Origin of the sequence: Marinobacter sp. GH_1 (assembly GCF_048595985.1) — a bacterium.
Lineage (GTDB): Bacteria > Pseudomonadota > Gammaproteobacteria > Pseudomonadales > Oleiphilaceae > Marinobacter > Marinobacter shengliensis.
On the sequence record NZ_CP184460.1, the window covers coordinates 2,341,733 to 2,365,278 of the forward strand.

18 protein-coding genes are annotated in these 23,546 nt (G+C 56.9%); 3 read left to right on the forward strand and 15 right to left on the reverse strand.

Annotation, left to right across the window (positions count from 1 at the left end; translation table 11 throughout):
* Positions 1 to 47: 47 nt before the first annotated feature.
* Both smc and ACNSOI_RS10670 read right to left on the reverse strand, forming a co-directional pair.
* Positions 48 to 3,539: a chromosome segregation protein SMC gene (gene smc, locus ACNSOI_RS10665; RefSeq protein ID WP_420193999.1), complete on the reverse strand. Its 3,492-nt coding sequence runs from the start codon at positions 3,537 to 3,539 to the stop codon at positions 48 to 50.
* A gap of 1 nt (position 3,540) precedes the next feature.
* Positions 3,541 to 4,221: a GntR family transcriptional regulator gene (locus ACNSOI_RS10670; protein ID WP_061332186.1), complete on the reverse strand. Its 681-nt coding sequence runs from the start codon at positions 4,219 to 4,221 to the stop codon at positions 3,541 to 3,543.
* Between the two features lie 285 nt (positions 4,222 to 4,506).
* On the opposite strand from ACNSOI_RS10670, the gene ACNSOI_RS10675 reads away from it, so the two are divergent.
* Positions 4,507 to 5,433, forward strand: a complete 927-nt coding sequence (locus tag ACNSOI_RS10675; RefSeq protein WP_420194000.1) for a GGDEF domain-containing protein — start codon at positions 4,507 to 4,509, stop codon at positions 5,431 to 5,433.
* Positions 5,434 to 5,450: 17 nt separating this feature from the next.
* On the opposite strand, the gene rluB is transcribed toward ACNSOI_RS10675, so the two are convergent.
* From rluB to sdhC, 13 genes are all read right to left on the reverse strand, one after another.
* A complete protein-coding gene (rluB, locus tag ACNSOI_RS10680; protein ID WP_106695872.1) occupies positions 5,451 to 6,473 on the reverse strand; it encodes a 23S rRNA pseudouridine(2605) synthase RluB in 1,023 nt (340 codons plus the stop codon).
* A gap of 38 nt (positions 6,474 to 6,511) precedes the next feature.
* On the reverse strand, positions 6,512 to 7,180 hold the full coding sequence (scpB, locus tag ACNSOI_RS10685) for an SMC-Scp complex subunit ScpB (protein ID WP_286250060.1): 669 nt from the start codon (positions 7,178 to 7,180) through the stop codon (positions 6,512 to 6,514).
* A 14-nt stretch (positions 7,181 to 7,194) separates the two neighbouring features.
* Positions 7,195 to 8,022: a segregation and condensation protein A gene (locus ACNSOI_RS10690; RefSeq protein ID WP_420194001.1), complete on the reverse strand. Its 828-nt coding sequence runs from the start codon at positions 8,020 to 8,022 to the stop codon at positions 7,195 to 7,197.
* Between the two features lie 37 nt (positions 8,023 to 8,059).
* Positions 8,060 to 9,274 carry a tryptophan--tRNA ligase gene (locus ACNSOI_RS10695; RefSeq protein ID WP_082780552.1) on the reverse strand — a complete coding sequence of 405 codons (1,215 nt, stop codon included), beginning with the start codon at positions 9,272 to 9,274 and terminating at the stop codon, positions 8,060 to 8,062.
* A gap of 195 nt (positions 9,275 to 9,469) precedes the next feature.
* Positions 9,470 to 10,342 (reverse strand): succinate--CoA ligase subunit alpha, encoded by an 873-nt coding sequence (sucD, locus tag ACNSOI_RS10700; protein ID WP_011784666.1) that lies wholly within the window; start codon positions 10,340 to 10,342, stop codon positions 9,470 to 9,472.
* Positions 10,342 to 11,508 (reverse strand): ADP-forming succinate--CoA ligase subunit beta, encoded by a 1,167-nt coding sequence (gene sucC / locus ACNSOI_RS10705; protein WP_061332180.1) that lies wholly within the window; start codon positions 11,506 to 11,508, stop codon positions 10,342 to 10,344. The genes sucD and sucC overlap by 1 nt, the downstream gene beginning before the upstream one ends.
* Before the next feature lie 195 nt (positions 11,509 to 11,703).
* Complete coding sequence (gene lpdA, locus ACNSOI_RS10710; protein WP_106695876.1) at positions 11,704 to 13,146, reverse strand: dihydrolipoyl dehydrogenase; 1,443 nt, start codon at positions 13,144 to 13,146, stop codon at positions 11,704 to 11,706.
* Positions 13,147 to 13,181: 35 nt separating this feature from the next.
* Entirely contained in the window at positions 13,182 to 14,399 is a 1,218-nt protein-coding gene (gene odhB, locus ACNSOI_RS10715; RefSeq protein ID WP_072677188.1) for a 2-oxoglutarate dehydrogenase complex dihydrolipoyllysine-residue succinyltransferase, read from the reverse strand.
* A 25-nt stretch (positions 14,400 to 14,424) separates the two neighbouring features.
* On the reverse strand, positions 14,425 to 17,262 hold the full coding sequence (locus ACNSOI_RS10720; protein ID WP_061332177.1) for a 2-oxoglutarate dehydrogenase E1 component: 2,838 nt from the start codon (positions 17,260 to 17,262) through the stop codon (positions 14,425 to 14,427).
* A gap of 317 nt (positions 17,263 to 17,579) precedes the next feature.
* Positions 17,580 to 18,284, reverse strand: coding sequence for a succinate dehydrogenase iron-sulfur subunit (locus ACNSOI_RS10725; RefSeq protein WP_058091183.1), 705 nt, complete (start codon positions 18,282 to 18,284; stop codon positions 17,580 to 17,582).
* 15 nt (positions 18,285 to 18,299) lie between these two features.
* On the reverse strand, positions 18,300 to 20,072 hold the full coding sequence (gene sdhA / locus ACNSOI_RS10730) for a succinate dehydrogenase flavoprotein subunit (RefSeq protein WP_058091184.1): 1,773 nt from the start codon (positions 20,070 to 20,072) through the stop codon (positions 18,300 to 18,302).
* Between the two features lie 3 nt (positions 20,073 to 20,075).
* Positions 20,076 to 20,420, reverse strand: a complete 345-nt coding sequence (sdhD, locus tag ACNSOI_RS10735; protein WP_061332176.1) for a succinate dehydrogenase, hydrophobic membrane anchor protein — start codon at positions 20,418 to 20,420, stop codon at positions 20,076 to 20,078.
* A complete protein-coding gene (gene sdhC / locus ACNSOI_RS10740; protein WP_058091197.1) occupies positions 20,414 to 20,788 on the reverse strand; it encodes a succinate dehydrogenase, cytochrome b556 subunit in 375 nt (124 codons plus the stop codon). The genes sdhD and sdhC overlap by 7 nt, the downstream gene beginning before the upstream one ends.
* A gap of 477 nt (positions 20,789 to 21,265) precedes the next feature.
* On the opposite strand from sdhC, the gene gltA reads away from it, so the two are divergent.
* On the forward strand, positions 21,266 to 22,540 hold the full coding sequence (gene gltA, locus ACNSOI_RS10745; RefSeq protein ID WP_061332175.1) for a citrate synthase: 1,275 nt from the start codon (positions 21,266 to 21,268) through the stop codon (positions 22,538 to 22,540).
* A gap of 105 nt (positions 22,541 to 22,645) precedes the next feature.
* Positions 22,646 to 23,515, forward strand: a complete 870-nt coding sequence (locus ACNSOI_RS10750) for an NAD(P)-dependent oxidoreductase (protein ID WP_286250075.1) — start codon at positions 22,646 to 22,648, stop codon at positions 23,513 to 23,515.
* The last annotated feature ends 31 nt before the right edge of the window (positions 23,516 to 23,546 follow it).

The window sequence follows — 23,546 nt, forward strand, 5'->3', positions numbered from 1 at the left end:
GGCCGAGATGGCGTTATTGTCATGGTTGACGCCTTTTTCGCCAACCCTCAGGCCTCCGCCAAGGCTGCCGCCTCGTCGACATCCACCGAAACCAGCCGGGAGCAACCCGGTTCGTGCATGGTGACGCCCATCAACTGGTCCGCCATTTCCATGGCGATCTTGTTGTGGGTAATGTAGATGAACTGTACCTGTTTGGACATCTCTTTCACCATATTGGCGTAACGGCCAACGTTGGCATCGTCCAGCGGGGCGTCCACCTCATCCAGCATACAGAAAGGCGCCGGATTGAGCTGAAAGATAGAGAATACCAGGGCAATCGCAGTCAAGGCTTTCTCGCCACCGGACAGCAGGTGGATGGTACTGTTCTTCTTGCCCGGTGGCCGCGCCATGATCGCCACGCCGGTCTCCAGAAGGTCTTCGCCGGTCAGCTCCAGATAGGCATTGCCGCCACCAAACACCTTCGGGAACAACGCCTGCAGGCCACCGTTAACCTGATCGAAGGTTTCCTTGAAGCGCTGGCGGGTTTCCCGGTCTATTTTGCGAATGGCGGTATCCAGGGTTTCCAGGGCTTCCATCAGGTCGTTGTGCTGCTCATCCAGGTAGGTCTTTCGCTCACTCTGTACCTGATATTCCTCGATGGCTGCCAGATTAATAGCCCCCAACCGCTGGATACGGTTACCAATCTTCTCCAGTTCTTCGGCCCAGATTTTCTCATCGGCATCTTCCGGCAACTGGCCCAGCACTTCCTGGAGCTTTACATCCAGCTCCTTGAGCTGCTCGATGTGGTTACCAGACCGGATTTCGAGCGCCTGGGATTCCAAATTGAGCTTTTCGAGCCGCGCACGTACCTCACCCACCACATGCTCAGTGCGGCTTCTGCCCTGCTCCCGCTCCCGTACCTCGCGGTCAATGTCTTCCAGGGCGTCCCTGGCGGCCGAAAGCTTCTCCTCCTCCGCCAACCGGCGCTCCAAAAGCCCCTCGAGTTGAAGTTGCAGGTCTTCCAGTGGCTCTTCAGCGCTCTCTCGGCTTTCCCGGAGCATATCAAGACGCTCTTCCAGCCGTTCTTTCTGCATTTGCATGCGTTCGATGGTCTGCTTCAAACCATCGCGCTGGCTTTGCAATGACTGCAGTTGCAACTGCAACTGGTGGGCATGGTCCCGGTCGTGGCGGGCTTCCTGGCGGAGCCTGTCGAGATTCTCCCGCAAGGTATCACGCTGCTCCAGCAGCCGTTCTTTCTCTTCGTCACTGTCCTCGGTGGAAGCCAGCGCCAGGTTCCATTCTTCCCTCGCGGATTCGAGATCTTCCTTCTGCTGTTCCAGGTTTCCGGCCACATCTTCTATATCATCCCGGATACGGGCAAGGCGGGCATCAATCTGTTCAGCCCGGGCTTTCAGACCACTAACTTTTGAGGACAACGCACCGAGTTCCCGCTCAGCGTCACTCAAACGGGCCTGGGCTTCTTCCCTGGCCGACTCAGCACGCTCGCCCTGTTCCTGGAGCAACTCCAGTGCCTCGACCGCCTGCTCAAGCAGCTCTTCCGCCTCTTGCAGACGTGCCTCAAGCTCGCTCACTTTCTTCTGGCGCTCAATGACACCGATTTGCCCGGCTTCGGAGTCGGGCATCAAGACCCAATCGCGAGCAACCCAGACGCCTTCAGGGGTAATCAAGCTGTCACCGGCGGAAAGTTGGGACCGGCGCGCCAGTGCGTCACTGGTGGAGTCTGCTGTATCAATACCGGCAAGCAGATGACTGATGGCACCCACGCCATCCACCTTCGCCGCCAACCCTCCAGCAGGCCTTGGTTCAGTGCCCGAAGACACCAGCGCAAGGCCTTTTGGCGCGCTGTCCAGGGCGTCAACAAGGTGGTCAAAGCCCGGCAATGCAAGCCCCTGGCTGAACCGGCCAATCACCTGCTCTACCGCAAATTCCCAGCCATCTTCAATACGCAATGCGGCGGCGACCCTGGGCGCATCCGACAAACCGTTATCCCGCAACCAGCCCTGCAAGGTGTCGTCATGGCCGCCCATCTGTTCATCCAGCAAGGCCGTTTGGGAGTCCAGGGCCGCTTTCAGGCTATGCACCTGTTGCCGGCGTTCGGCCACAGCCTGCTCTGCTTCCCGCAGCTTCTGCCGGCTCTGGTATACGTCATCCTGCAGTGTCTGAATGCGCTCCGCTGCCTCTTCACGCTGTAGCTCGAGGGTTTCCTGCTGTTCCAGCAGCTCATCAAGTTCCGCCCGGTCCAGCTGCTCTTCCAACAACACCTGTTCGTCCAGCAGTTTGCCGTGACGGTTCTGTAGTTGGGCAATAGCGTCTTCCAGCGACCGGATTCGGGATTGGGCGAGTTCCGCCTGGCGCCGAGCGTCGGATGACCGGGTGCTGAACTCCTCCCACCGGTGCTGCCAGTCACTCATGGCGTCTTCGGCCAGCTGAAGTTTTTCTCCAGACTCTTCAGAACGCATAGCCAGGGCTTCCTGCTCCGGCTCAATCATATCGAGCTCTTGCTGAATGCCCGCCAGCTTTTCTTCGTCCTGCTCAAGCTCACGCCCCAGTTCCCGCTGGTTGGCCATGGCCTGATCCAGCTCTGCGGCGGTCTGGCGGCTGCGCTCCCGCTGGTGTTCCAGGCTTTGTTCGATCCGGGCAATATCGGCGCCGGCTTCGTAGTAGCGTGCCTGGGCCCGATTGAAATGTTCGGTGCGTTCGTGGTGGTCTTCCCGAAGCGATTCCAGGGAGGTTTCCAGATTAACCCGTTCGGTCAGCAGTTTTTCCAGCTCGAGCTCGGTATCCCGAATCTTTCCACGCCAGGACTGTAAGTCATTATCCAGCGCCTGCCAGCGCAGCACCGTAAGCTCGGCCTTTTTCTGCCGTTCTTCCTGCTTGTAGGCCTTATACTTCTCGGCCGCGGCCGCCTGCCGCTCCAGATGCTGCAACTGGCGCCCTAGCTCCTCGCGGAGGTCGGTAAGCCGTTCCAGGTTCTCCTGGGTGCGCTTGATCCGGTTCTCGGTCTCGCGCCTTCGTTCCTTGTATTTGGAGATTCCCGCGGCTTCCTCGATGTATACGCGCAGCTCTTCAGGCTTCGCCTCAATCAACCGGGAAATCATGCCCTGCTCGATGATTGCGTAGCTACGAGGGCCAAGGCCGGTGCCCAGGAACAGATCGGTGATGTCCCGGCGGCGACATTTGGCGCCATTCAGGAAGTATTCCGATTGCCCCTCACGGGACACACGGCGCTTGACCGAAATTTCGTTGAACTTGACGAATTCACCAGGCGCGGTGCCATCACCGTTATCGAACACCAGTTCGATAGACGCCTGGCCGACAGGCTTACGGGCACTTGAGCCGTTAAAGATGACGTCCGTCATGGACTCGCCGCGCAGATACTTGGCGGAGCTTTCACCCATCACCCAGCGCACGGCGTCGATGATGTTGGACTTGCCACAACCGTTTGGCCCCACCACCGCCGTCATGTTGGACGGGAATGGCACCGTAGTGGGATCAACAAACGACTTGAAGCCAGCCAGCTTGATGGACTTGAGCCTCATATCAGGCGTTCTCCTCCGTGAGAATGCTCAAAACCTGTGCTCTCTGGTGTTCGCCGAAGTCCTGGATAACCCGCTCCAGGAGAGCTGAATCGCCCTTAACCGCCGCATCTGCCAGATGGCGGAAGAAAGTGCCGGTTTCGGCGATCTCACTTCTGAAATGCTCAAGGGCTACGTAATAGGTGCGGCTGATGGCGGGCCGGAAATTCTCAAGGGTTTCTTCAAGAAACGGGTTTTCGACCAATCGGTAGGCGTAACGCATGACGCCGAAGCCGGCGTCTATGACCTGTTCCGCGGCATCAGTGGCATTGGAATTGAGTGCATCAATGACCGCCTGAAGCTCCTTGACCTGGCTCATCACGCCACCAAGCTCGGAACCGGACCACCGCTCCAGCACTTTGCGCCCGAGCATGCATAGCAGATCGATGTAGATATCGTACAGGGCGTTGACCGAACCCGGGGTCAGGTCAGACACCACCGCCCCCCGGCGCGGAAAGATTTCCACCAGGTGGCGGCGCTCAAGTATCAGCAGCGCTTCGCGCACCGAGCCACGGCTGACATTCAGCTCACCGGCCACCTTCAGTTCCTGAATCCGCTCCCCCGGCTTGAGATCACGAATGATGATCCGTTGGCCGATATGCTGCGCGATTTGCTCTGAAAGGCTCTCCGGTGCCTGAAATCTCATAAACCTGATGCTCTCTTGTTATGACAGGACATGGTCAAGCGCAGAAGTTTATCACAGCCTCCGGCCAGCCCCACCCCTTGTCTGACATTTTGATTGCAGGTTTTGCACCAGCGGCAATGCCCTGCCGGAAAAATGGCGCTTTCGGACAATCACCCCGCCCAAACCCTCAAAACGGAATAAAGAAAACATTATATTCCATTGTTTATTATGCCTTTATTTTCAATGGCACAGTTCATGCTGTTAAGGCTGTAACCATACCCGTTTCCAGAAGCAGAGCGAGCCATTGTGAAAAACCTGACTTCGATTCAGCCGTCAAAGACGCAGCCGGCCAGGCTGGCCGCCCTGAAGCAGTCGTTTCATGACTGGAACCAGTCCCCTGATGTTCTTGCCAAGCTCGCCAAACGGCTGTCTACCACCCTGTCACTGGAAACCCAACTCGGTATCATCGCAGACGAGATTGCACAAACCATCCCGTTTGATGCCCTCAATTACCGGCATCGGATTGCCCGGCAGGATTTTGTGTTCTCAACCGGTATGGGCGGGCCCCATCGCTGCGAATACCGCCTCACGCTGGAAGGAAGTTACTATGGCACGCTCGCGTTTCAGCGCCGGCAAAAGTTTACAGACGAAGAACTTACTGGCCTGGAGATGATGCTCTCGGCAGCCATCTGCCCACTGCGCAACGCCTGCCAGTACATCGCCATTGAGCAAGCCGCGTTGACCGACGCCCTGACCGGCATTGGTAACAAACGTGCCCTTGACGAAGCTCTGCTGCGGGCAAGCGCTCTGGCCGACCGGCATGGCGCGCCCTGGAGCCTCATCCTGTGCGACCTGGATCACTTCAAACTGATCAATGACAACCACGGGCACGTGGTTGGGGATCATATCCTGACCAGAACCGCAGAGAAGCTGGAACAAGCCATTCGAAATTCAGACACAGTGTATCGATTTGGCGGGGAAGAATTTGCCGTATTACTGCCTCACACCAGTGAGCAGGAAGCACGGGAAGTTGCCGAGCGCATTCGCCTGGCGATCGAAAGTATTCGGGTGGATGGTGGTGAGACGCCACTGACGGTTACCGGCAGCTGCGGTGTGGCAACCCACCTTGCAGACGAGTCGCCGGAGCAGTGGCTGGCCCGGGCAGACGAAGCGTTATATCGGGCGAAAGCACAGGGCCGCAACTGCACCCGCGTTTTCGCCAGTATTTCCTGAGCGACAGTTGGGGGGGCTTATTCGCCCCGATTGTTACGAGCCGGCTTCTTTGCGCCTGACCTTGCTTTGCGGTCATCGCGCTTTGGCTTGGCGGGCGCAGAGTCGCTGACCTGCCAGGTTCCCTTGCGGGCACGCTGCAGAGACTTTCCGGGACTTTTTCGTCGCCTGCGATCGTGAGCCGCCTGCTCACCGGGGGTCTTTTGCGGAATATCCACCGCAGACAGCCCGACGGCCTTGCTCAGGGCATCCACACCTTTCTGATCCAGCTCTTCCCATTTGCCCAGGGTAAGACGGCTTGGCAAGAAAATTGGCCCATAGCGCACCCGCTTAAGCCTGCTGACCCTAACCCCCTGGGACTCCCACAGGCGCCTGACTTCCCGGTTCCGTCCTTCCATCAGGGTCACGTGGAACCACTGGTTGATGCCGCTGCCGCCAGCGGGAGCCAGGTCGGAGAACTTGGCCATGCCATCATCCAGTAACACACCTTCCAGCAAACGCTGCTGCATGGCGTCGTCTACCTCACCAAATACCCGCACGGCATATTCCCGGTCAATCTGGCTCGACGGGTGCATCAACCGGTTGGCAAGCTCACCGTCGGTTGTGAACAACACCAGCCCGGTGGTATTGATATCCAGCCGCCCGATGGCGATCCAGCGCTGGTCTTTCAGGCGTGGCAAGCGGTCAAATACCGTTGGCCTGCCTTCCGGATCTTTCCGGGTGGTGACTTCGCCCTCGGGCTTGTTGTAGATCAGCACCCTGCGAACCACCTGGGCGGCGGCTGACACATCCAGCTGCTTTCCATCCAGCTCAAAACGGTCGTCCGTAGTGGCTTTCTGGCCTGGCTCCGCCGGCTGGCCGTTAACCTGTAACCGCCCGGATTCCATCCACCCTTCAATCTCCCGGCGAGACCCAACACCCGCTCTTGCGAGCAGTTTCTGAATGCGTTCAGGGCCCGCCGTCAGAGCCTTATCGCCCTGAGATGCTCGGGTTCTGGAACCTGGTTTTCCAGGGCCTTGTTTTCCGGGGCTAGATGCCGCCATGTAATACGTCCTTACCGATTAACCGATGTCTTTTGACATCAGTGAAGTGTCTGTTCCGATTCAGCAGCCTGGTTGTCTCCGGGTTGTCCGGGGTCGTCACTGCTGTCATTTTGGGATGATTCAAACTGAATCTCCCCCTGTATGTTTCGTTCGATCTCCCGGCCAATTTCCTCGAGATCACGAACCTCAGACAGCGGTGGCAGCTCATCCAGCCCTGTCAGGTTAAAATAATCCAGAAACTGTCGGGTGGTGGCGTACATTGCAGGGCGACCCGGCACATCACGATGGCCAACAACCCTTACCCACTCTCGCTCAAGCAGGGTACGAATGATATTGCTGCTTACCGTAACACCGCGAATATCTTCAATTTCACCCCGGGTGATTGGCTGCCGATAGGCAATCAGGGCCAGGGTTTCGAGCAGTGCCCGGGAATACCGTTGGGGTTTTTCCTCGAACAAGCGACCAACCCAGGGTGCCAGCTCTTCCCTCACCTGCAGTCGATAACCGCTGGCCACCTTTTTCAGCTCAAAGCCTCGTCCCTCGCAAGCTTTGTCCAGCTGCACCAGCACGTGCTCCATCACCTGGCGGGATGGCCGCTCATCTTCCACAAACAATTCTCTGAGCTGTTCCAGCGACAGGGGCTTTCCAGCCGCCAGCAGGGCCGCTTCGGCAATCGCCTGAACACGCGCAAGATGGTCTTCGTTCATAATCTGGCCTTCACCTAGCTGGCAGCCCGGGCACGCACGTGAATCGGGCCCAGCACCTCTGCCTGTACAATTTCAATCAGCTGCTCTTTCACCAGTTCAAGCGTTGCGAGGAACGTCACCACCACACCCAGCCGCCCTTCCTCAATGGTAAACAGGCTTTCAAACGTGACAAACCGGTCGCCCTGGAGCACCGAGAGAATGTGAGACATTCGCTCGCGGGTCGACAGCCGCTCTTTCTCAACATGGTGACTGGTGAATAGATCCGCCCGTTTCAGAACGCCATGCAAAGCCAACAAAAGCTCCCGCATATCCACTTCCGGGTGGGGCTGAGACGAAGGCAGCTTCGGCAAGGCGGCTGACGCTGCAAAAATGTCACGCTCCAGACGCGGCATTTCATCGATATCTTCGGCAGCCTTCTTGAACCGCTCGTACTGCTGCAACCGGCGAATCAGCTCCGCCCTGGGGTCCAGCTCCTCGTCATCGTCTGTTTCATGGCGGGGCAGCAGCATTCGGGATTTTATCTCTGCCAGCGTGGCCGCCATCACCAGGTATTCAGCCGCCAGTTCAAAGCGCATGGCTTCAACGGCGCCGATGTAGTCCATGTACTGGCGGGTGATTTCACTCACATCAATATCAAGGATGTTCATGTTTTGCCGGCGTATCAGATACAACAGCAAATCAAGGGGACCCTCAAAAGCCTCCAGAAACACCGCCAGGGCATCGGGAGGAATGTAGAGATCCTTGGGGATATCCACCAACGGCTTGCCGGAAACCAGAGCCAGAGGCACCTGCGCGCCGGCCTCAGCCGGGGCGTGTGTCAACTCGTCAGTCTCGTCGGTCATGGCCTCTCCAGCCGTTGGCAGTGGCGACAGGTTAAACTCAGCGGTAGCTGAGGCCCATTGCAGTGCGTACTTCTTCCAGGGTATCGCGAGCCGCATCCCGCGCGTGTTCGCGGCCTTCTTCCAGAATGGACCGAACCACATCCGGGTTTTTCTCATAATCCCGGGCCCGCTCGTGAAGCGGCCGCTGCTCTTCAATCACTGCATCGATCAACGGCTTTTTGCAATCCAGGCAACCAATGCCAGCGCTGCGACAGCCTTGCTGTACCCACTCACAGGTCTCGGCGTCTGAGTACACCTTATGCATACTCCAGACCGGACATTTCTCCGGGTCACCCGGGTCGGTCCGGCGCACCCGCTGAGGGTCTGTCTGCATGGTGCGGATTTTCTGGGAAACGCTGTCAGGCTCTTCCCGCAGGCCGATGTAGTTGTTGTAGGACTTGGACATCTTCTGTCCATCCAGGCCCGGCATTTTCGATTCCGGCGTCAACAACGGCTGGGGCTCTGGCAGGATTACCTTGCCGCCGCCTTCGATATAGCCGTACAACCGCTCCCGGTCACCCAGGGAAATGTTCTGCTGCTCTTTCAACAGTGCCCGTGCGGTTTCCAGGGCCTCCATGTTGCCCTCTTCCTGATAGCGTTTCTTCAGGTTGCGGTAGAGTTTGGCGTTTTTCTTACCCATTTTGACGATGGCCGCCTCGGCCTGCTCCTCAAAACCGGGCTCGCGGCCATAGATGTGATTGAAGCGGCGAGCGATCTCCCGGGTAATTTCCACATGGGACACCTGATCGGCACCCACCGGCACCTTGCCGGCCCGGTACATCAGGATATCCGCGGTCTGAAGCAGCGGATAACCCAGGAAACCGTAAGTTGCCAGGTCTTTCTCCCGCAGCTTTTCCTGCTGATCCTTGTAGGTGGGAATGCGCTCCAGCCAGCCCAGCGGCGTAATCATCGAGAGCAACAGGTGCAGTTCTGCATGCTCCGGCACCTGAGACTGGATAAACATGGTTGAGGAGCCGGGGTTAACACCCGCGGCCAACCAGTCGATAACCATGTCCCATACGCTTTGCTGAATGCCGGAGGTGTCATCGTATTGCGTGGTCAGGGCATGCCAGTCTGCCACGAAGAAGAAGCACTCATACTCGTGCTGGAGTTTCACCCAGTTTTTCAGCACACCGTGATAGTGGCCGAGGTGAAGCTTGCCGGTCGGTCGCATACCGGACAAAACCCTTTGCTGGGAATCTACAGAACTCAAAGCACGAACTCCTTATTTCTGTTTATTAGGCGCCTGGTTTCACCACCGGAGGTGGCTCAGGAAATCAGGCTGACCGGGCATTATAGTCTTTACACCTCGCTGCGTTAAGCAAAGCGATATAAAACACCGGCGCCATAACGCAAAACCCCCGGAATTCTCGCGAACCCGGGGGTTTTGGTGAAGGTTATGGCGGGCTTACCAGCCAGTCACTTCCTTCAGGGCCTTGCCGATTTCGGCCAGGCTGCGCACGGTTTTAACGCCGGCATCTTCCAGGGCGGCAAACTTCTCGTCTGCGGTACCCTTACCACCAGAAATGATGGCGCCAGCATGGCCCATACGCTTGCCAGGAGGTGCAGTGACACCGGCGATGTAGGAAACCACAGGCTTGGTGACGTTCTCTTTGATGAACGCAGCCGCTTCTTCCTCAGCGGTACCGCCGATTTCGCCGATCATCACGATGGCTTCGGTTTCCGGATCTTCCTGCAGCAGCTTCAGAATGTCGATGAAGTTGGAGCCAGGAATCGGGTCACCACCAATACCGATACAGGTGGACTGACCGTAGCCGAAGTCAGTGGTCTGCTTGACCGCTTCGTAGGTCAGGGTGCCGGAACGGGATACGATACCAACCTTACCCTTCTTGTGGATATGGCCAGGCATAATGCCGATCTTGCACTCGTCCGGAGTGATCACACCCGGGCAGTTCGGTCCGATCATGCGAACGCCTTTACGGTCAACGTATTCTTTGGCGTAGAGCATGTCGATGGTCGGGATACCTTCAGTGATACAAACGATCAGCTGAATGCCGGCATCGGCCGCTTCGATGATAGCGTCTTTACAGAACGGAGCCGGAACATAGATGACGGTCGCTTCTGCACCGGTCTTCTCTACCGCTTCACGTACAGTGTTGAACACCGGCAAGCCCAGATGCTCAGTGCCGCCCTTACCGGGGCTGACACCACCGACCATCTTGGTGCCGTAGGCAATGGCCTGCTCAGAGTGGAAGGTACCCTGTGCGCCGGTAAAGCCCTGGCAGATAACCTTGGTGTCTTTGTTGATCAGGATGCTCATTATTTACCCCCTGCGGCTTTAACGACTTGCTCTGCGGCGTCCGCCAGACTGGTAGCGGCGATAATGTTCAGGCCGCTGTCCTTGAGCACCTTGGTGCCCAGTTCGGCATTGTTGCCTTCGAGACGAACCACAACCGGCACTTTCACGCCCACTTCCTTGACCGCACCGATGATGCCTTCAGCAATCATGTCGCAACGCACGATGCCGCCGAAGATGTTGACCAGAACGGCCTGCACAGCGTCGTCAGACAGGATGATCTTGAACGCTTCGGAAACGCGCTCTTTGGTAGCGCCGCCGCCCACGTCCAGGAAGTTAGCGGGCTGGCCGCCGGACAGCTTGATGATGTCCATGGTGCCCATGGCCAGGCCCGCACCGTTAACCATACAACCAATGTTGCCTTCCAGCGCTACGTAGTTCAGTTCCCACTTGGCCGCTTCCGCCTCGCGAGCGTCTTCCTGGGAGGGATCACGCATTTCGTGGATTTTCTTCTGACGGTAAAGCGCGTTGCCGTCGATGCCGATCTTGGCGTCCAGACAGTGCAGGTCGCCGGCCGGTGTGATCACCAGCGGGTTGATCTCTACCAGTGCCAGATCGCGCTCTTCAAACAGCTTGGCGAGGCCCAGGAAGATCTTGGTGAACTGACCAATCTGCTTGCCTTCAAGACCCAGTTTGAAAGCCAGCTCCCGACCCTGGTACGGCTGAGCGCCTACCAGAGGATCGATTTCGGCTTTCAGGATCTTCTCGGGAGTCTCTTCAGCAACCTTCTCGATTTCAACGCCACCCTCGGTGGAGGCCATGAAAACGATACGGCGGGTGCCACGGTCAACGACCGCACCCAGATACAGTTCCTGATCGATGTCAGTCAGGGATTCAACCAGAATCTTGCTTACCGGCTGGCCATTCTCGTCAGTCTGGTAGGTTACCAGGTTCTGGCCCAACCACTTCTGGGCAAACTCACGGATGTCTTCCTTGTTCTTGACCAGCTTTACACCGCCGGCCTTACCGCGGCCACCGGCGTGAACCTGAGCCTTGACAACCCATGCGTCACCGCCGATTTCAGTGGCAGCGTCGACAGCTTCTTGAGGCGTATCGCAGGCAATGCCCTGAGATACTGGCAGGCCATACTCAGCGAAAAGCTGCTTGCCCTGATATTCATGCAAATTCATAGTTAATGTCCCGTCTATTGATGGAGGATAACCACGTACGGAAATGAACCCGCTGGCACACCGCCCTTGGCATACCAATCGCGAATTCGTTCTGGCGGGCAAGGGATCGCCTGAACCCGCCGGTTACGCACACAGAAAGCTGCCTTTATGATGGCAGCGGGGCGCCGACATTGGCGCCCCGATTCCGGTGTTGCGTTACTTCTTCTTGCGACGGTTGGCGACGTGAATCGCACCGCCAGCAACAGCCAGGGCCGCCTCGTGCACTGACTCTGACAGAGTCGGATGCGCAAAGCAGGTCAGGGCCAGATCTTCTGCACTGGAACCGAATTCCATGGCAATGACGCCCTGGGCAACGATTTCAGACGCCTGAGGACCAACAACGTGAAAGCCCAGGATACGATCCGTCTTCGCGTCTGCGATAATCTTGACCATACCGGCGGCCGCATTCGCCGCCATGGCTCGGCCGTTGGCGGCAAACGGGAAGCTGCCTACGTTGTATTCTTCACCTTCGGCCTTCAGTTGCTCTTCGGTCTTGCCGACCCAAGCCACTTCCGGGAAGGTGTAGATCACGTTAGGGATGCAATCGTAGTTCACCTGCGGCTTATGACCGGCAATGCGTTCGGCAACCATCACGCCCTCTTCAGACGCTTTGTGTGCCAGCATCGGACCACGAACGATGTCACCTACCGCCCAGACACCCGGCGCTTCGGTTTTGCAGTTGTCGTCCACAAAAATGAAGCCGCGCTCGTCCATGGTCACGCCGGAATCCTCGGCCAGGGCGCCGTCGGTGTACGGGCGACGGCCAACGGCCACGATCAGCTTGTCGAACTTCGCTTCCTGCTTGCCTTTGGAATCTTCGTAGCTGACGTTCACCAGCTTGCGCTTGACCTCAGCACCGGTCATGCGGGCACCGGTGATGATGTTAAGCCCCTGCTTCTTGAACTGCTTGAGCGCATCCTTGGCGACCTGCTGGTCAACCGCCGGGAGGAAGCTGTCCTGAGCTTCAAGGACAGTCACCTCTGAACCCAGGCGGGCCCAAACGCTGCCAAGCTCAAGACCAATCACACCGGCACCAATAACGCCAAGGCGCTTGGGTACTTCGGTGAACTCCAGCGCGCCCTCGGAATCGACGATATACTCGCCATCAAACGGCGCAGGCGGAATCTCGATCGGCTTGGAACCCGTCGCCAGAATGACGTTGTCGGCTTCGTAGGTCTTGGTCTTGCCGTCTTTATCGGTAACTTCCACCTTACGACCAGCCAGAAGCTTGCCGTGACCGTGAATGGAGGTCACACCATTAGCCTTGAACAGGCCGGCAATACCGCCAGTCAGCTGCTGCACGATGCCGGACTTGCGTTCCATCATCTTCGCCACATCGATATCAACACCCTTGGTCATGATACCCATGGACTCATAATCGTGGCTGGCTTCCTCAAATTTGTGAGTCACCTCAAGCAGTGCTTTGGACGGAATACAGCCCACGTTCAGGCAGGTGCCGCCCAGAACCTGGCTTTTACCGTCTTTGCTTGTCCAGGACTCCACACAAGCCGTTTTCAGGCCAAGCTGGGCCGCCTTGATAGCTGCAACGTAACCGCCGGGGCCGGCACCAATGACAATAACATCGAACTTATCGGACATAATCTTTCCTGTTATCGAATTCGTTGAGTGTCAGCTTACACGTCCAGCAGGATACGGGCCGGGTCTTCCAGCATTTCCTTGATCGCAACCAGGAACTGCACCGCTTCCTTACCGTCGATCATACGGTGATCGTATGACAGCGCCAGGTACATCATCGGCAGGATCTCAACCTTGCCGTTCACCGCCATCGGGCGCTCCTGGATCTTGTGCATGCCCAGAATAGCGGTCTGCGGCGGGTTCAGGATCGGCGTGGAGATCAGTGAACCGAAGATACCGCCGTTGGTGATGGTGAAGGTGCCGCCAGTCATGTCTTCGATGGCCAGCTTGCCTTCCTTCGCCTTGGTACCGTACTCGACAATCTTCTTCTCGATATCAGCCAGGCCCATGGCGTCGGAATCGCGAAGTACCGGAACCACCAGACCACGATCCGTGGATACGGCAACACCGATATCCTGATAACCGTGGTACACCATGTCATTGCCGTCGATCGAGGCATTGACCGCCGGGAAGCGTTTGAGGGCTTCGGTGGCCGCCTTGGTGAAGAACGACATGAAGCCCAGCTTGATGCCGTGGCGCTTCACAAAGCTGTCCTGGTACTGCTTACGCAGCTCCATGATGGGCGCCATGTTCACTTCGTTGAACGTGGTCAGCATGGCCGCTGTCTGCTGGGCATCCACCAGACGCTTGGCAATACTGGCGCGCAGGCGAGTCATCGGAACACGCTTCTCCGGGCGCTCACCCTGGGCAACATTTACCTCAGGCATGGCTGCCGGCTTGGCAGCGGCACCACCGGAGGACTTGCTGCTGTCCACAAAGTTCTGCACGTCTTCTTTCGTCACACGGCCGTCTTTGCCAGTGCCCTTGACGGAGGCCGGGTCAACGTTATTTTCTTCGGCCAGCTTACGGGCAGCCGGGCTCAGGATGGCGTCGCCGGAAGTTGCAGCCGGGGCTTCTTCTTTCGGCGCCTCAGCCTTGGCTTCAGGCTTGCTCTCTGCCGGCTTGGATTCACCCGCAGCGCCTTCCTTGAATTTGCCGATCACCTCACCGCTTTCGCAGGTGTCGCCTTCGCCCTTGAGAATTTCTTCGATCACACCATCAGCAGGCGCAACCACTTCGAGCACAACCTTGTCGGTCTCGATATCGACAATCAGCTCGTCACGGGAGCATGCCTCACCGGGCTGCTTGTGCCAGGTCGCGACGGTGCCTTCGGCGACCGACTCAGGGAAAACGGGGGCTTTAATCTCTGTTGACATTACGGATCCTTAGTTCGGTAGCTCGTCAGATTTCAAACGCGTCGTTAACCAGTTTCTTTTGCTCTTCGATGTGAACAGACATGTGTCCACAGGCAGGAGCAGCAGAAGCCTCACGACCGGCATACTGAAGGTATAACTTGGGGTTCAGGCGCTGCAGCGCGTTACGCATATGATGCTGACTGCAGTACCAGGCACCCTGGTTCATCGGCTCTTCCTGACACCACACCACATGCTTGAGCTTGGGATACTGGGCCAGGAGCTCGTCCAGATCATCACCGGGGAACGGGTACAGCTGCTCAATCCGGACAATGGCGACGTCGTCTCGCTCATCCGCCTTTTTCTTCTCCAGAAGGTCATAATAGACCTTGCCGCTGCACATAATCAGTCGGGACACCTTCTTGGGATCAGAAGGCTCTTTCTCGGGTAGAACGGTCTGGAAGGTACCGGAGGTCAGATCATCGAGGCCGGAAATGGCTTCTTTATGACGCAACAGGCTCTTGGGGGTGATAGCCACAAGCGGCTTACGCAGCGGGCGCTTGACCTGCCGACGAAGCATATGGAATACCTGGGATGGCGTGGTGGGCACGCAAACCTGGATGTTGTGCTCCGCACACAGCTGCAGGAAGCGCTCCAGACGCGCCGAACTGTGCTCCGGTCCCTGGCCTTCATAACCATGGGGCAGCAGCAGCGTCAGGCCACACAGACGGCCCCACTTGTGCTCACCACTGGTCAGGAACTGATCAATGACCACCTGGGCGCCGTTGGCAAAATCACCGAACTGGGCTTCCCAGACAATCAGTGCGTCCGGCGTGGTGGTGGAATAGCCATATTCGAATGCCATAACCGCTTCTTCGGAAAGCAGCGAGTCATAGATATCGAACTTGGGCTGTTCGTCTTTCAGGTTCTGCAGGGAAATATGGGTAGACCCGTCTTTCTGGTTATGCAGAACAGCGTGGCGGTGGGAGAAAGTGCCCCGCCCCACGTCCTGACCGGTTAGGCGGATCGGGTGACCTTCATTCAGCAAGGTGGCATAAGCCATCATCTCACCGTAGCCCCAGTTCAGTGAGAGTGCGCCGGCCGTCATCTTCTCGCGATCATTGACGATCTTGGAAACCTGACGCTGAATGCTGAAGCCTTCAGGCACCTCGGTAATCTTCTTGCCCAGTTTCTGGATGGTCTTCAGAGCCACACTGGTCTTGCACTTGGCGGTCCACTCATGACCAAGGTACGGAGCCCAATCCACGTACAGTTCTTTGTTGGGCTCTTTCACCAGCGATTTGACCACGTGATCGCCCTTATCGAGCGCATCGCGGTAGTCGGTTTCCATCTGCTTGGCTTCTTCTTCAGTAATCACGCCAGCTTCAACCAGATGGTCTGCGTACAGATTGCGAGTGGTCTTGAGCTTACGGATCTTTTCATACATGAGCGGCTGGGTAGCAGCCGGCTCATCGGCTTCGTTGTGACCGCGGCGGCGGTAGCACACCAGATCAATAACCACATCCCGCTTGAATTCGTTGCGGTAATCCATGGCCATCTGGGTAACAAACATCACCGCTTCAGGATCGTCTGCGTTTACGTGCAGAATCGGCGCCTGAACCATTTTGGCGACGTCTGTGCAGTATTCAGTCGAGCGCGCATCTTCCTGCCGGCTGGTGGTAAAACCCACCTGGTTGTTGATCACAATGTGAATGGTACCACCCACACCGAAGCCCCGGGTCTGGGACATCTGGAAGGTTTCCATCACAACACCCTGACCCGCAAACGCTGCGTCACCGTGCATGACGATCGGCACAACCTTGCTGCCGTCGGTATCGCCACGGCGATCCTGACGGGCGCGTACAGAGCCCACCACTACCGGAGATACAATTTCCAGGTGCGACGGGTTAAACGCCATGGCCAGATGCACTTCGCCACCGGGTGTCATCACGTTGGAAGAGAAACCCTGGTGATATTTCACGTCACCGGAGCCTGAATCCGCGAGCTTCTTGCCCTCAAATTCATCAAACAGTTCTTTCGGGTTTTTGCCGAGAGTATTAACCAGCACGTTGAGGCGGCCACGGTGGGCCATCCCCAGAACAATTTCCTTGGCGCCGTATGAGCCTGCACGCTGGATCAGTTCATCCAGGCATGGAATCAGGCTTTCGCCACCTTCCAGACCAAAGCGTTTTACGCCCGGATAGCGGGAGCCAAGGTACTTTTCCAGGCCCTCGGCAGCTGTCAGACGCTCCAGGATATGCTTGCGGGTCTGAGCTTCGTACTCAGGGCGCGAGCGCACCGGCTCCATACGCTGCTGAAACCAACGCTTGATGCGAGTATCTACCACGTGCATGTACTCAGCACCGATGCTCTCGCAATAAGTCTGGCGCAGGCCCTGCACGATGTCGCCGAGCTTCATCGTTTCGGAACCGAAGTTCAGTGAACCGGTCTGGAATTCCAGATCAAGATCCGACTCGCCCAACTCGTGGAAAGACGGCTCGAGATCTTCAACAGACTCACGCTGCCAGACACCCAGAGGGTCAAGCTTGGATTCCTGGTGTCCGCGGAAACGGAACGCATTGATCAGCTGAAGAACACGAATCTGCTTTTTATCGGCATCTGAGGTGGCACTGGCGGGTACGCCACTGCTGGCCAGGAAACGCTGATTGCGGGAGATATGCTCAAACTGTTCGCGGATGGTTGAGTGGACAATGTCGCGGCCATGATAGCCATCAACACTGGGAAGCTTGTCGAAGTAGCTTCGCCACTCTTCAGGAACGGCGTTGGGGTCTGTCAGGTAGGTTTCAAAAAGCTGTTCAACATAGGCCAGATTGCCACCTTGCAGGTGGGAAGTCTGCCATAACTGCTCCATGATGCTTTCGTGCATTTTGAATAGCTCACCTTGGGCTGGTGCGGGGGAGCCGGTATGGTCGGCCAGGGGTAATTCACAGTCAATACGGGTTATTACGGCATGACTTTGGCCACCACACCCAGCAAGGATGTTTTCCGTCCCCAGTGATTTTTTATACTCGGCAACGCTGCCCGGCATCCTGGATAAGTCAACCGAAGCAGCGGGCCTAAGTTTGCACTCCATTAAGACCTTTGACTATAAGCCTTTGGTTGAAGGCCCCGCGTAATGCGAGGCCTTCGGGGTACTAAACTGGTGCCGAAACACCAGTATAGCTGGTGCTACAGAATTTGCGCTCAGGTAGCGCGCTGCAGCAACAGGTTCCGAATGTGGCCAATTGCCTTCGTGGGGTTCAGGCCTTTCGGACAAACACTGACACAGTTCATGATACCCCGACAGCGGAAGACGCTGAACGGGTCATCCAGATTGGCCAAACGCTCCGCCTGTGCGGTATCACGACTATCCGCGAGGAAGCGGTAGGCCTGCAGCAGGCCAGCCGGGCCGATGAACTTGTCCGGATTCCACCAGAACGATGGGCAGGACGTGGAACAGCAGGCACAGAGAATACACTCGTACAGGCCGTCCAGCTTCTCACGATCTTCCGGAGACTGCAGGCGTTCAATGGCGGGTGCCGGGGTGTCATTCACCAGGTACGGCATCACCTTTTCATATTGCTTGTAGAACAGGCTCATGTCGACCACCAGGTCCCGGATCACCGGCAAACCAGGCAGCGGGCGCAGAACCAGCTTGTTATTCTTGACCACATCCGACACCGGAGTGATACAAGCCAGGCCGTTCTTGCCATTCATGTTCATACCATCAGAGCCACAGACACCTTCCCGACAGGAACGGCGATAGCTCATGGAAGGATCCCTCTCCTTCACCAGGTTCAGAACATCAAGGACCATCAGGTCTTTACCTTCCGGAATCTCAACCTCTACATCCTGCATGTAAGGGGCATTATCGGTTTCCGGATTGTAGCGATACAGGCTTACCAACATTTTCAGGATACCCCCTTAGTAGGTCCGGACTTTCGGCTGGAAAGTCGGAACCGTTTTCGGTGCAAAGTTCACGTCACGCTTGCCAACACGCTTGTCCAGCGGGAAGTACATGGAGTGCTTGAGCCAGTTCTCGTCGTCACGCTCAGTGAAGTCGTTACGGGCGTGGGCACCGCGACTTTCCTTACGCTCGATCGCAGACTTGGCGGTGGCGTATGCAACTTCGTACAGGTTATCCAGCTCGAGCGCTTCAATACGCGCGGTGTTGAACGCCTTGCTGGTATCGGCCAACTTGGTTTTGCGTACACGCTCGCCGATTTCTTCCAACAGCTTGATACCCTTCTCCATGCTGTCGCCATCGCGGAACACGCCGAAGTAGAGCTGCATGCAGTTCTGCAGATCCTTACGGACCTTAGCCACATCTTCGCCTTCAGAAGCACTATCCAGACGCTCCAGACGGGCCATGGCGCGTTTGATGTCTTCTTCGCTGGCACCATCAACCTCGAAACCGCCGCGCAGCTGCTCTTCAATGTGCAGGCCAGCCGCACGACCGAAGACCACCAGATCCAGCAGGGAGTTACCACCCAGACGGTTGGCGCCGTGTACCGATACACAGGCAGCCTCACCGCAGGCAAACAGGCCGGGAATCGGTTTATCGTTGCCGTTTTCGTCCTGAGTCAGTGCCTGACCACCCACGTTGGTGGGAACACCACCCATCATGTAGTGACAGGTCGGAACGACCGGGATCGGCTCTTTCACCGGATCAACGTGCGCAAAGGTACGGGACAGTTCGCAAATGCCCGGCAGGCGCAGGTTCAGGGTTTCTTCGCCCAGGTGATCCAGCTTCAGCAATACGTGATCCTTCTCGGGACCACAACCACGGCCTTCCAGGATTTCCAGAACCATGGAACGCGCGACCACGTCACGGCCAGCAAGATCCTTTGCGTTCGGAGCATAACGCTCCATGAAACGCTCACCCTCAGAATTGATCAGGTAACCGCCCTCACCCCGACAACCTTCAGTAACCAGGGTGCCAGCACCGTGGATACCGGTTGGGTGGAACTGCCACATTTCCATATCCTGCACCGGGAAGCCGGCTCGCAGCGCCATGCCAATGCCGTCACCGGTATTGATCATCGCATTGGTGGTGGAGGCATAAATGCGACCAGCACCGCCAGTAGCAAGGACAGTAGCCTTGGATTTGATGTACGCCACTTCACCGGTTTCGATCTCGATGGCTACGACACCAACCACTTCATCCTTGCTGTTCTTGACCAGATCAACCGCATACCACTCATTAAGGAAGGTGGTACCGCCCTTCAGGTTGGCCTGATAAAGAGTGTGCAGCAAGGCGTGACCGGTACGGTCCGCAGCAGCACAGGTACGAGCGGCCTGGGTGGGGTTATCCGGACCCTTGGACTGTCCACCGAACGGACGCTGGTAGATACGGCCCTGCTCGGTACGGGAGAACGGAAGGCCCATGTGCTCCAGCTCGAATACTGCCTGGGGGCCCACAGAACACATGTATTCGATGGCGTCCTGGTCACCGATATAGTCGGAACCCTTGACGGTATCGTACATGTGCCAGCGCCAGTCATCGTTGGGATCGGCACTTGCGATCGCACAGGTAATCCCACCCTGGGCGGATACAGTGTGCGAGCGAGTCGGGAATACTTTCGTAATACACGCAGTTTTGACGCCGGTCTCGGTCAACTGCAGGGCGGCTCGCATACCGGCACCGCCGCCACCGATAACAATCGCGTCGTAAGACATGGTCTTGATGTTAGCCATCGATTAAAGCCCCCAAAGAATCTGAATGCCCCAGATCAGGTACACAAACATGGTCAGACCGCACAGCGCTTGCACAAGGAAACGGGGCGCCATGGATTTGAGATAATCAGTCGTCACAGTCCAGAGACCAACCCATGCATGGGCACCCAGGGAAAGCAGTGCCAACAGGGTAAAAATGCGGAACCAGGTCTGGTCGAACAGCGCGCTCCAGGTTTCATAGTTGATGTCTGTCATCACCATGAAGCCCAGAAGAAACACTGTGTAAATAGCCAGTACGTAGGCAGTGACACGCTGGATCAGCCAATCAAAAACGCCACTGCGGCCGAGGTTAGTTACGCTGCTTACCATACCCAGACTCCTGCCAGAATGATGAGAACAATGGAAACCACAACAGTGATCTTCGCGGCGAGGCGACCGCTCTCAAGCTCTTCTGCAATACCCATATCCATCAGCAGGTGTTTAATGCCCGCAACCAGGTGGTACAACAGAGCAGACAGGATGCCCCAGATAATCAGCTTCGCCAGGAAGCTGTCCAGCAGTTCGCTCACCCGGGCGAAACCATCTTCTCCGGACAGGGAGAGATCCAGGCCGTACAACAGGAAGGCAACACCAACGAAAATGATGATGCCGCTGATGCGATGCAGGATCGACGTGATGGCAGGCAGCGGGAAATGGAACTTGCCGAGATCGAGATTTACTGGTCGTTTGCTATTCACAGCGCTCTCACACTCTCTCTTGGTTCCGCAGGGCCGAAAACCGGCTGCGGATGGTTGGTATGTTGGGATCGGAGGATCGATACGAGACCGATAACCGATTGGTTCAGGAGGGCGGATGGTAACCCGGTAGCTTGCTATGCTGAAGCGTACATTGAGGTTCATCCCCGATTCCGGGCTACGGATTATAAGGAGACACCCCGGTAATTACAAACTTGCAACAACGCCCAAAGCCTTGGCCACAGGCGCCCCACACCCTCTATAAGCATTATTGACAAATTCAATTTCACCCGTTTGGCACCGTTATTCCGGATATCCCTCATTTACACGGGAAATTTAAATTGCCGCTTTTCGAGACTTGTGCATTGACAAAAAAGGCTGACGCCCTATATTTTGCCGCCAGTTTTGCGATAATACGCGCTTTCTGGCGCATCTACATATGCAGAAAAGCTGTTACAGCTAATCAAACAGGAGAGCACCATGACCGACAGGAAAGCCACGCTCTCGGTGGGAGATAAGTCCATTGAGCTACCGGTTTATTCCGGCACCGTCGGCCCTGACGTTATCGACGTACGCGGCCTAGTCCAGGAAGGCGTTTTTACCTACGATCCGGGTTTTGTATCCACTGCAGCCTGCGAATCCGCCATCACCTACATTGATGGCGCCAAAGGTGTATTGCTGCACCGCGGTTACCCGATTGACCAGCTGGCCGAGCAATCTGACTTCCTTGAAGTGTGCTACCTGCTCCTGAACGGCGAGCTGCCCAGCGAAGACGAAAACAAGCGCTTCCACGACACCATCAAAAACCACACCATGCTGCACGACCAGATGCGCAACTTCTTCAACGGCTTCCGCCGTGACGCGCATCCGATGGCTATCATGTGTGGCGTTGTTGGCGCCCTGTCTGCGTTCTACCACGACCAGATGGACGTAACCGACCCCAAACAGCGTGAAGTAACAGCTCATCGCCTGATTGCCAAGATGCCAACCATCGCGGCCTGGTGCTACAAGTATTCCGTTGGCCAACCATTCATGTATCCGCGTAACGATCTCTCTTACGCTGAAAATTTCCTGCACATGATGTTTGGCACACCGTGTGAAGAGTACAAGCCGAACCCGGTTCTTGCCAACGCCATGGACAAGATCTTCATTCTGCACGCCGATCACGAGCAGAATGCCTCTACCTCCACCGTCCGCCTGGCCGGCTCTACCGGTGCTAACCCCTATGCCTGTATCGCTTCCGGTATCGCAGCACTCTGGGGGCCCGCACACGGTGGCGCAAACGAGGCGGTTCTGGACATGCTGGCTGAAATCGGTGACGAGTCCAACATTGAGACGTTCATCGCCAAGGCCAAGGATAAAGATGATCCTTTCCGCCTGATGGGCTTTGGCCACCGGGTGTACAAGAACTTCGACCCACGCGCCAAGGTTATGGCACAAACCGCTCACGAAGTGCTGAGCGAACTGGGCCTGGAGAACGACCCACTGCTGAAGATCGCCCAGCGCCTGGAAAAGATCGCCCTGGAAGACGAGTACTTCGTAAAGCGCCAGCTTTACCCGAACGTCGACTTCTACTCCGGCATCATCCTGAAGGCCATCGGTATTCCAACGTCCATGTTTACCGTTATCTTCGCAATGTCCCGCACCATTGGCTGGTTCTCCCACTGGAACGAGATGGTCAGCGGCAACTACCGCATCGGCCGCCCGCGCCAGCTGTATACCGGCTCGCCAAAGCGCGACTATCCGAAGAAGTAATCCGTTCGGATTGCCCGGAAATGAAAAAAGCCGCTGACCCAGCGGCTTTTTTCGTATCATGGCAATACAAAACTCTCCCAATCCAACGATGACAAGGAGCAGACCATGGCAACCATCGCTTTTATCGGGCTTGGCGTAATGGGCTATCCGATGGCCGGTCACCTGGCCCGAGCCGGCCAAGACGTATCCGTATGGAACCGCAGTGGCGCAAAGGCTCAGCAATGGGCGAAACAGTACCCAGGAAAAGCCTGCAACAGTATTGCAGAAGCGGTCTACAATGCCGATGTGGTACTGACCTGCGTTGGCGCCGACAAAGACCTTGAAGAGGTCTACACGGCCCCTGAGGGGATCATCAGCAATTCGCCGAGCACCGCTATTCTGGTAGACCACACTACGGCCTCTGCCGGCATTGCCGAGACATTGGCTGAAGCCGCGCAGGCCAAGGGTCAGGGTTTCATTGATGCCCCGGTATCCGGCGGCCAGCAAGGGGCTGAAAACGGGCTTTTAACCATTATGTGCGGCGGAAATGATGAAGATTTCCGGAAGGTTCAACCGATACTCCAATGCTATGCCCGGGCACTCAACCTGATGGGCCCGGTGGGTAGCGGCCAGAAAACGAAGATGGTCAATCAAATTGCCATTGCCGGTCTGGTTCAGGGCCTGTCAGAAGCCCTGCACTTTGCCGAACAGGCAGAGCTCGATGTACGCAAAGTGGTTGACGTGATTTCCAAGGGGGCCGCGCAGTCATGGCAGATGGAAAACCGCTCCGGCACCATGATTGACGGCGAATTTGAGCACGGTTTTGCGGTGGACTGGATGCGAAAGGACCTGGCTATCTGCCTGGAAGAAGCCCGCAAAAACGGCTCCAGACTGCCGGTAACGGCGCTGGTGGACCAGTTCTACGGAGATGTGCAGGAGATGGGCGGAAACCGCTGGGATACGTCTTCGCTGATTCAGAGGCTTCGTAAGAAATAATGATTTGCCACGGACACACACGTCCGTGGCA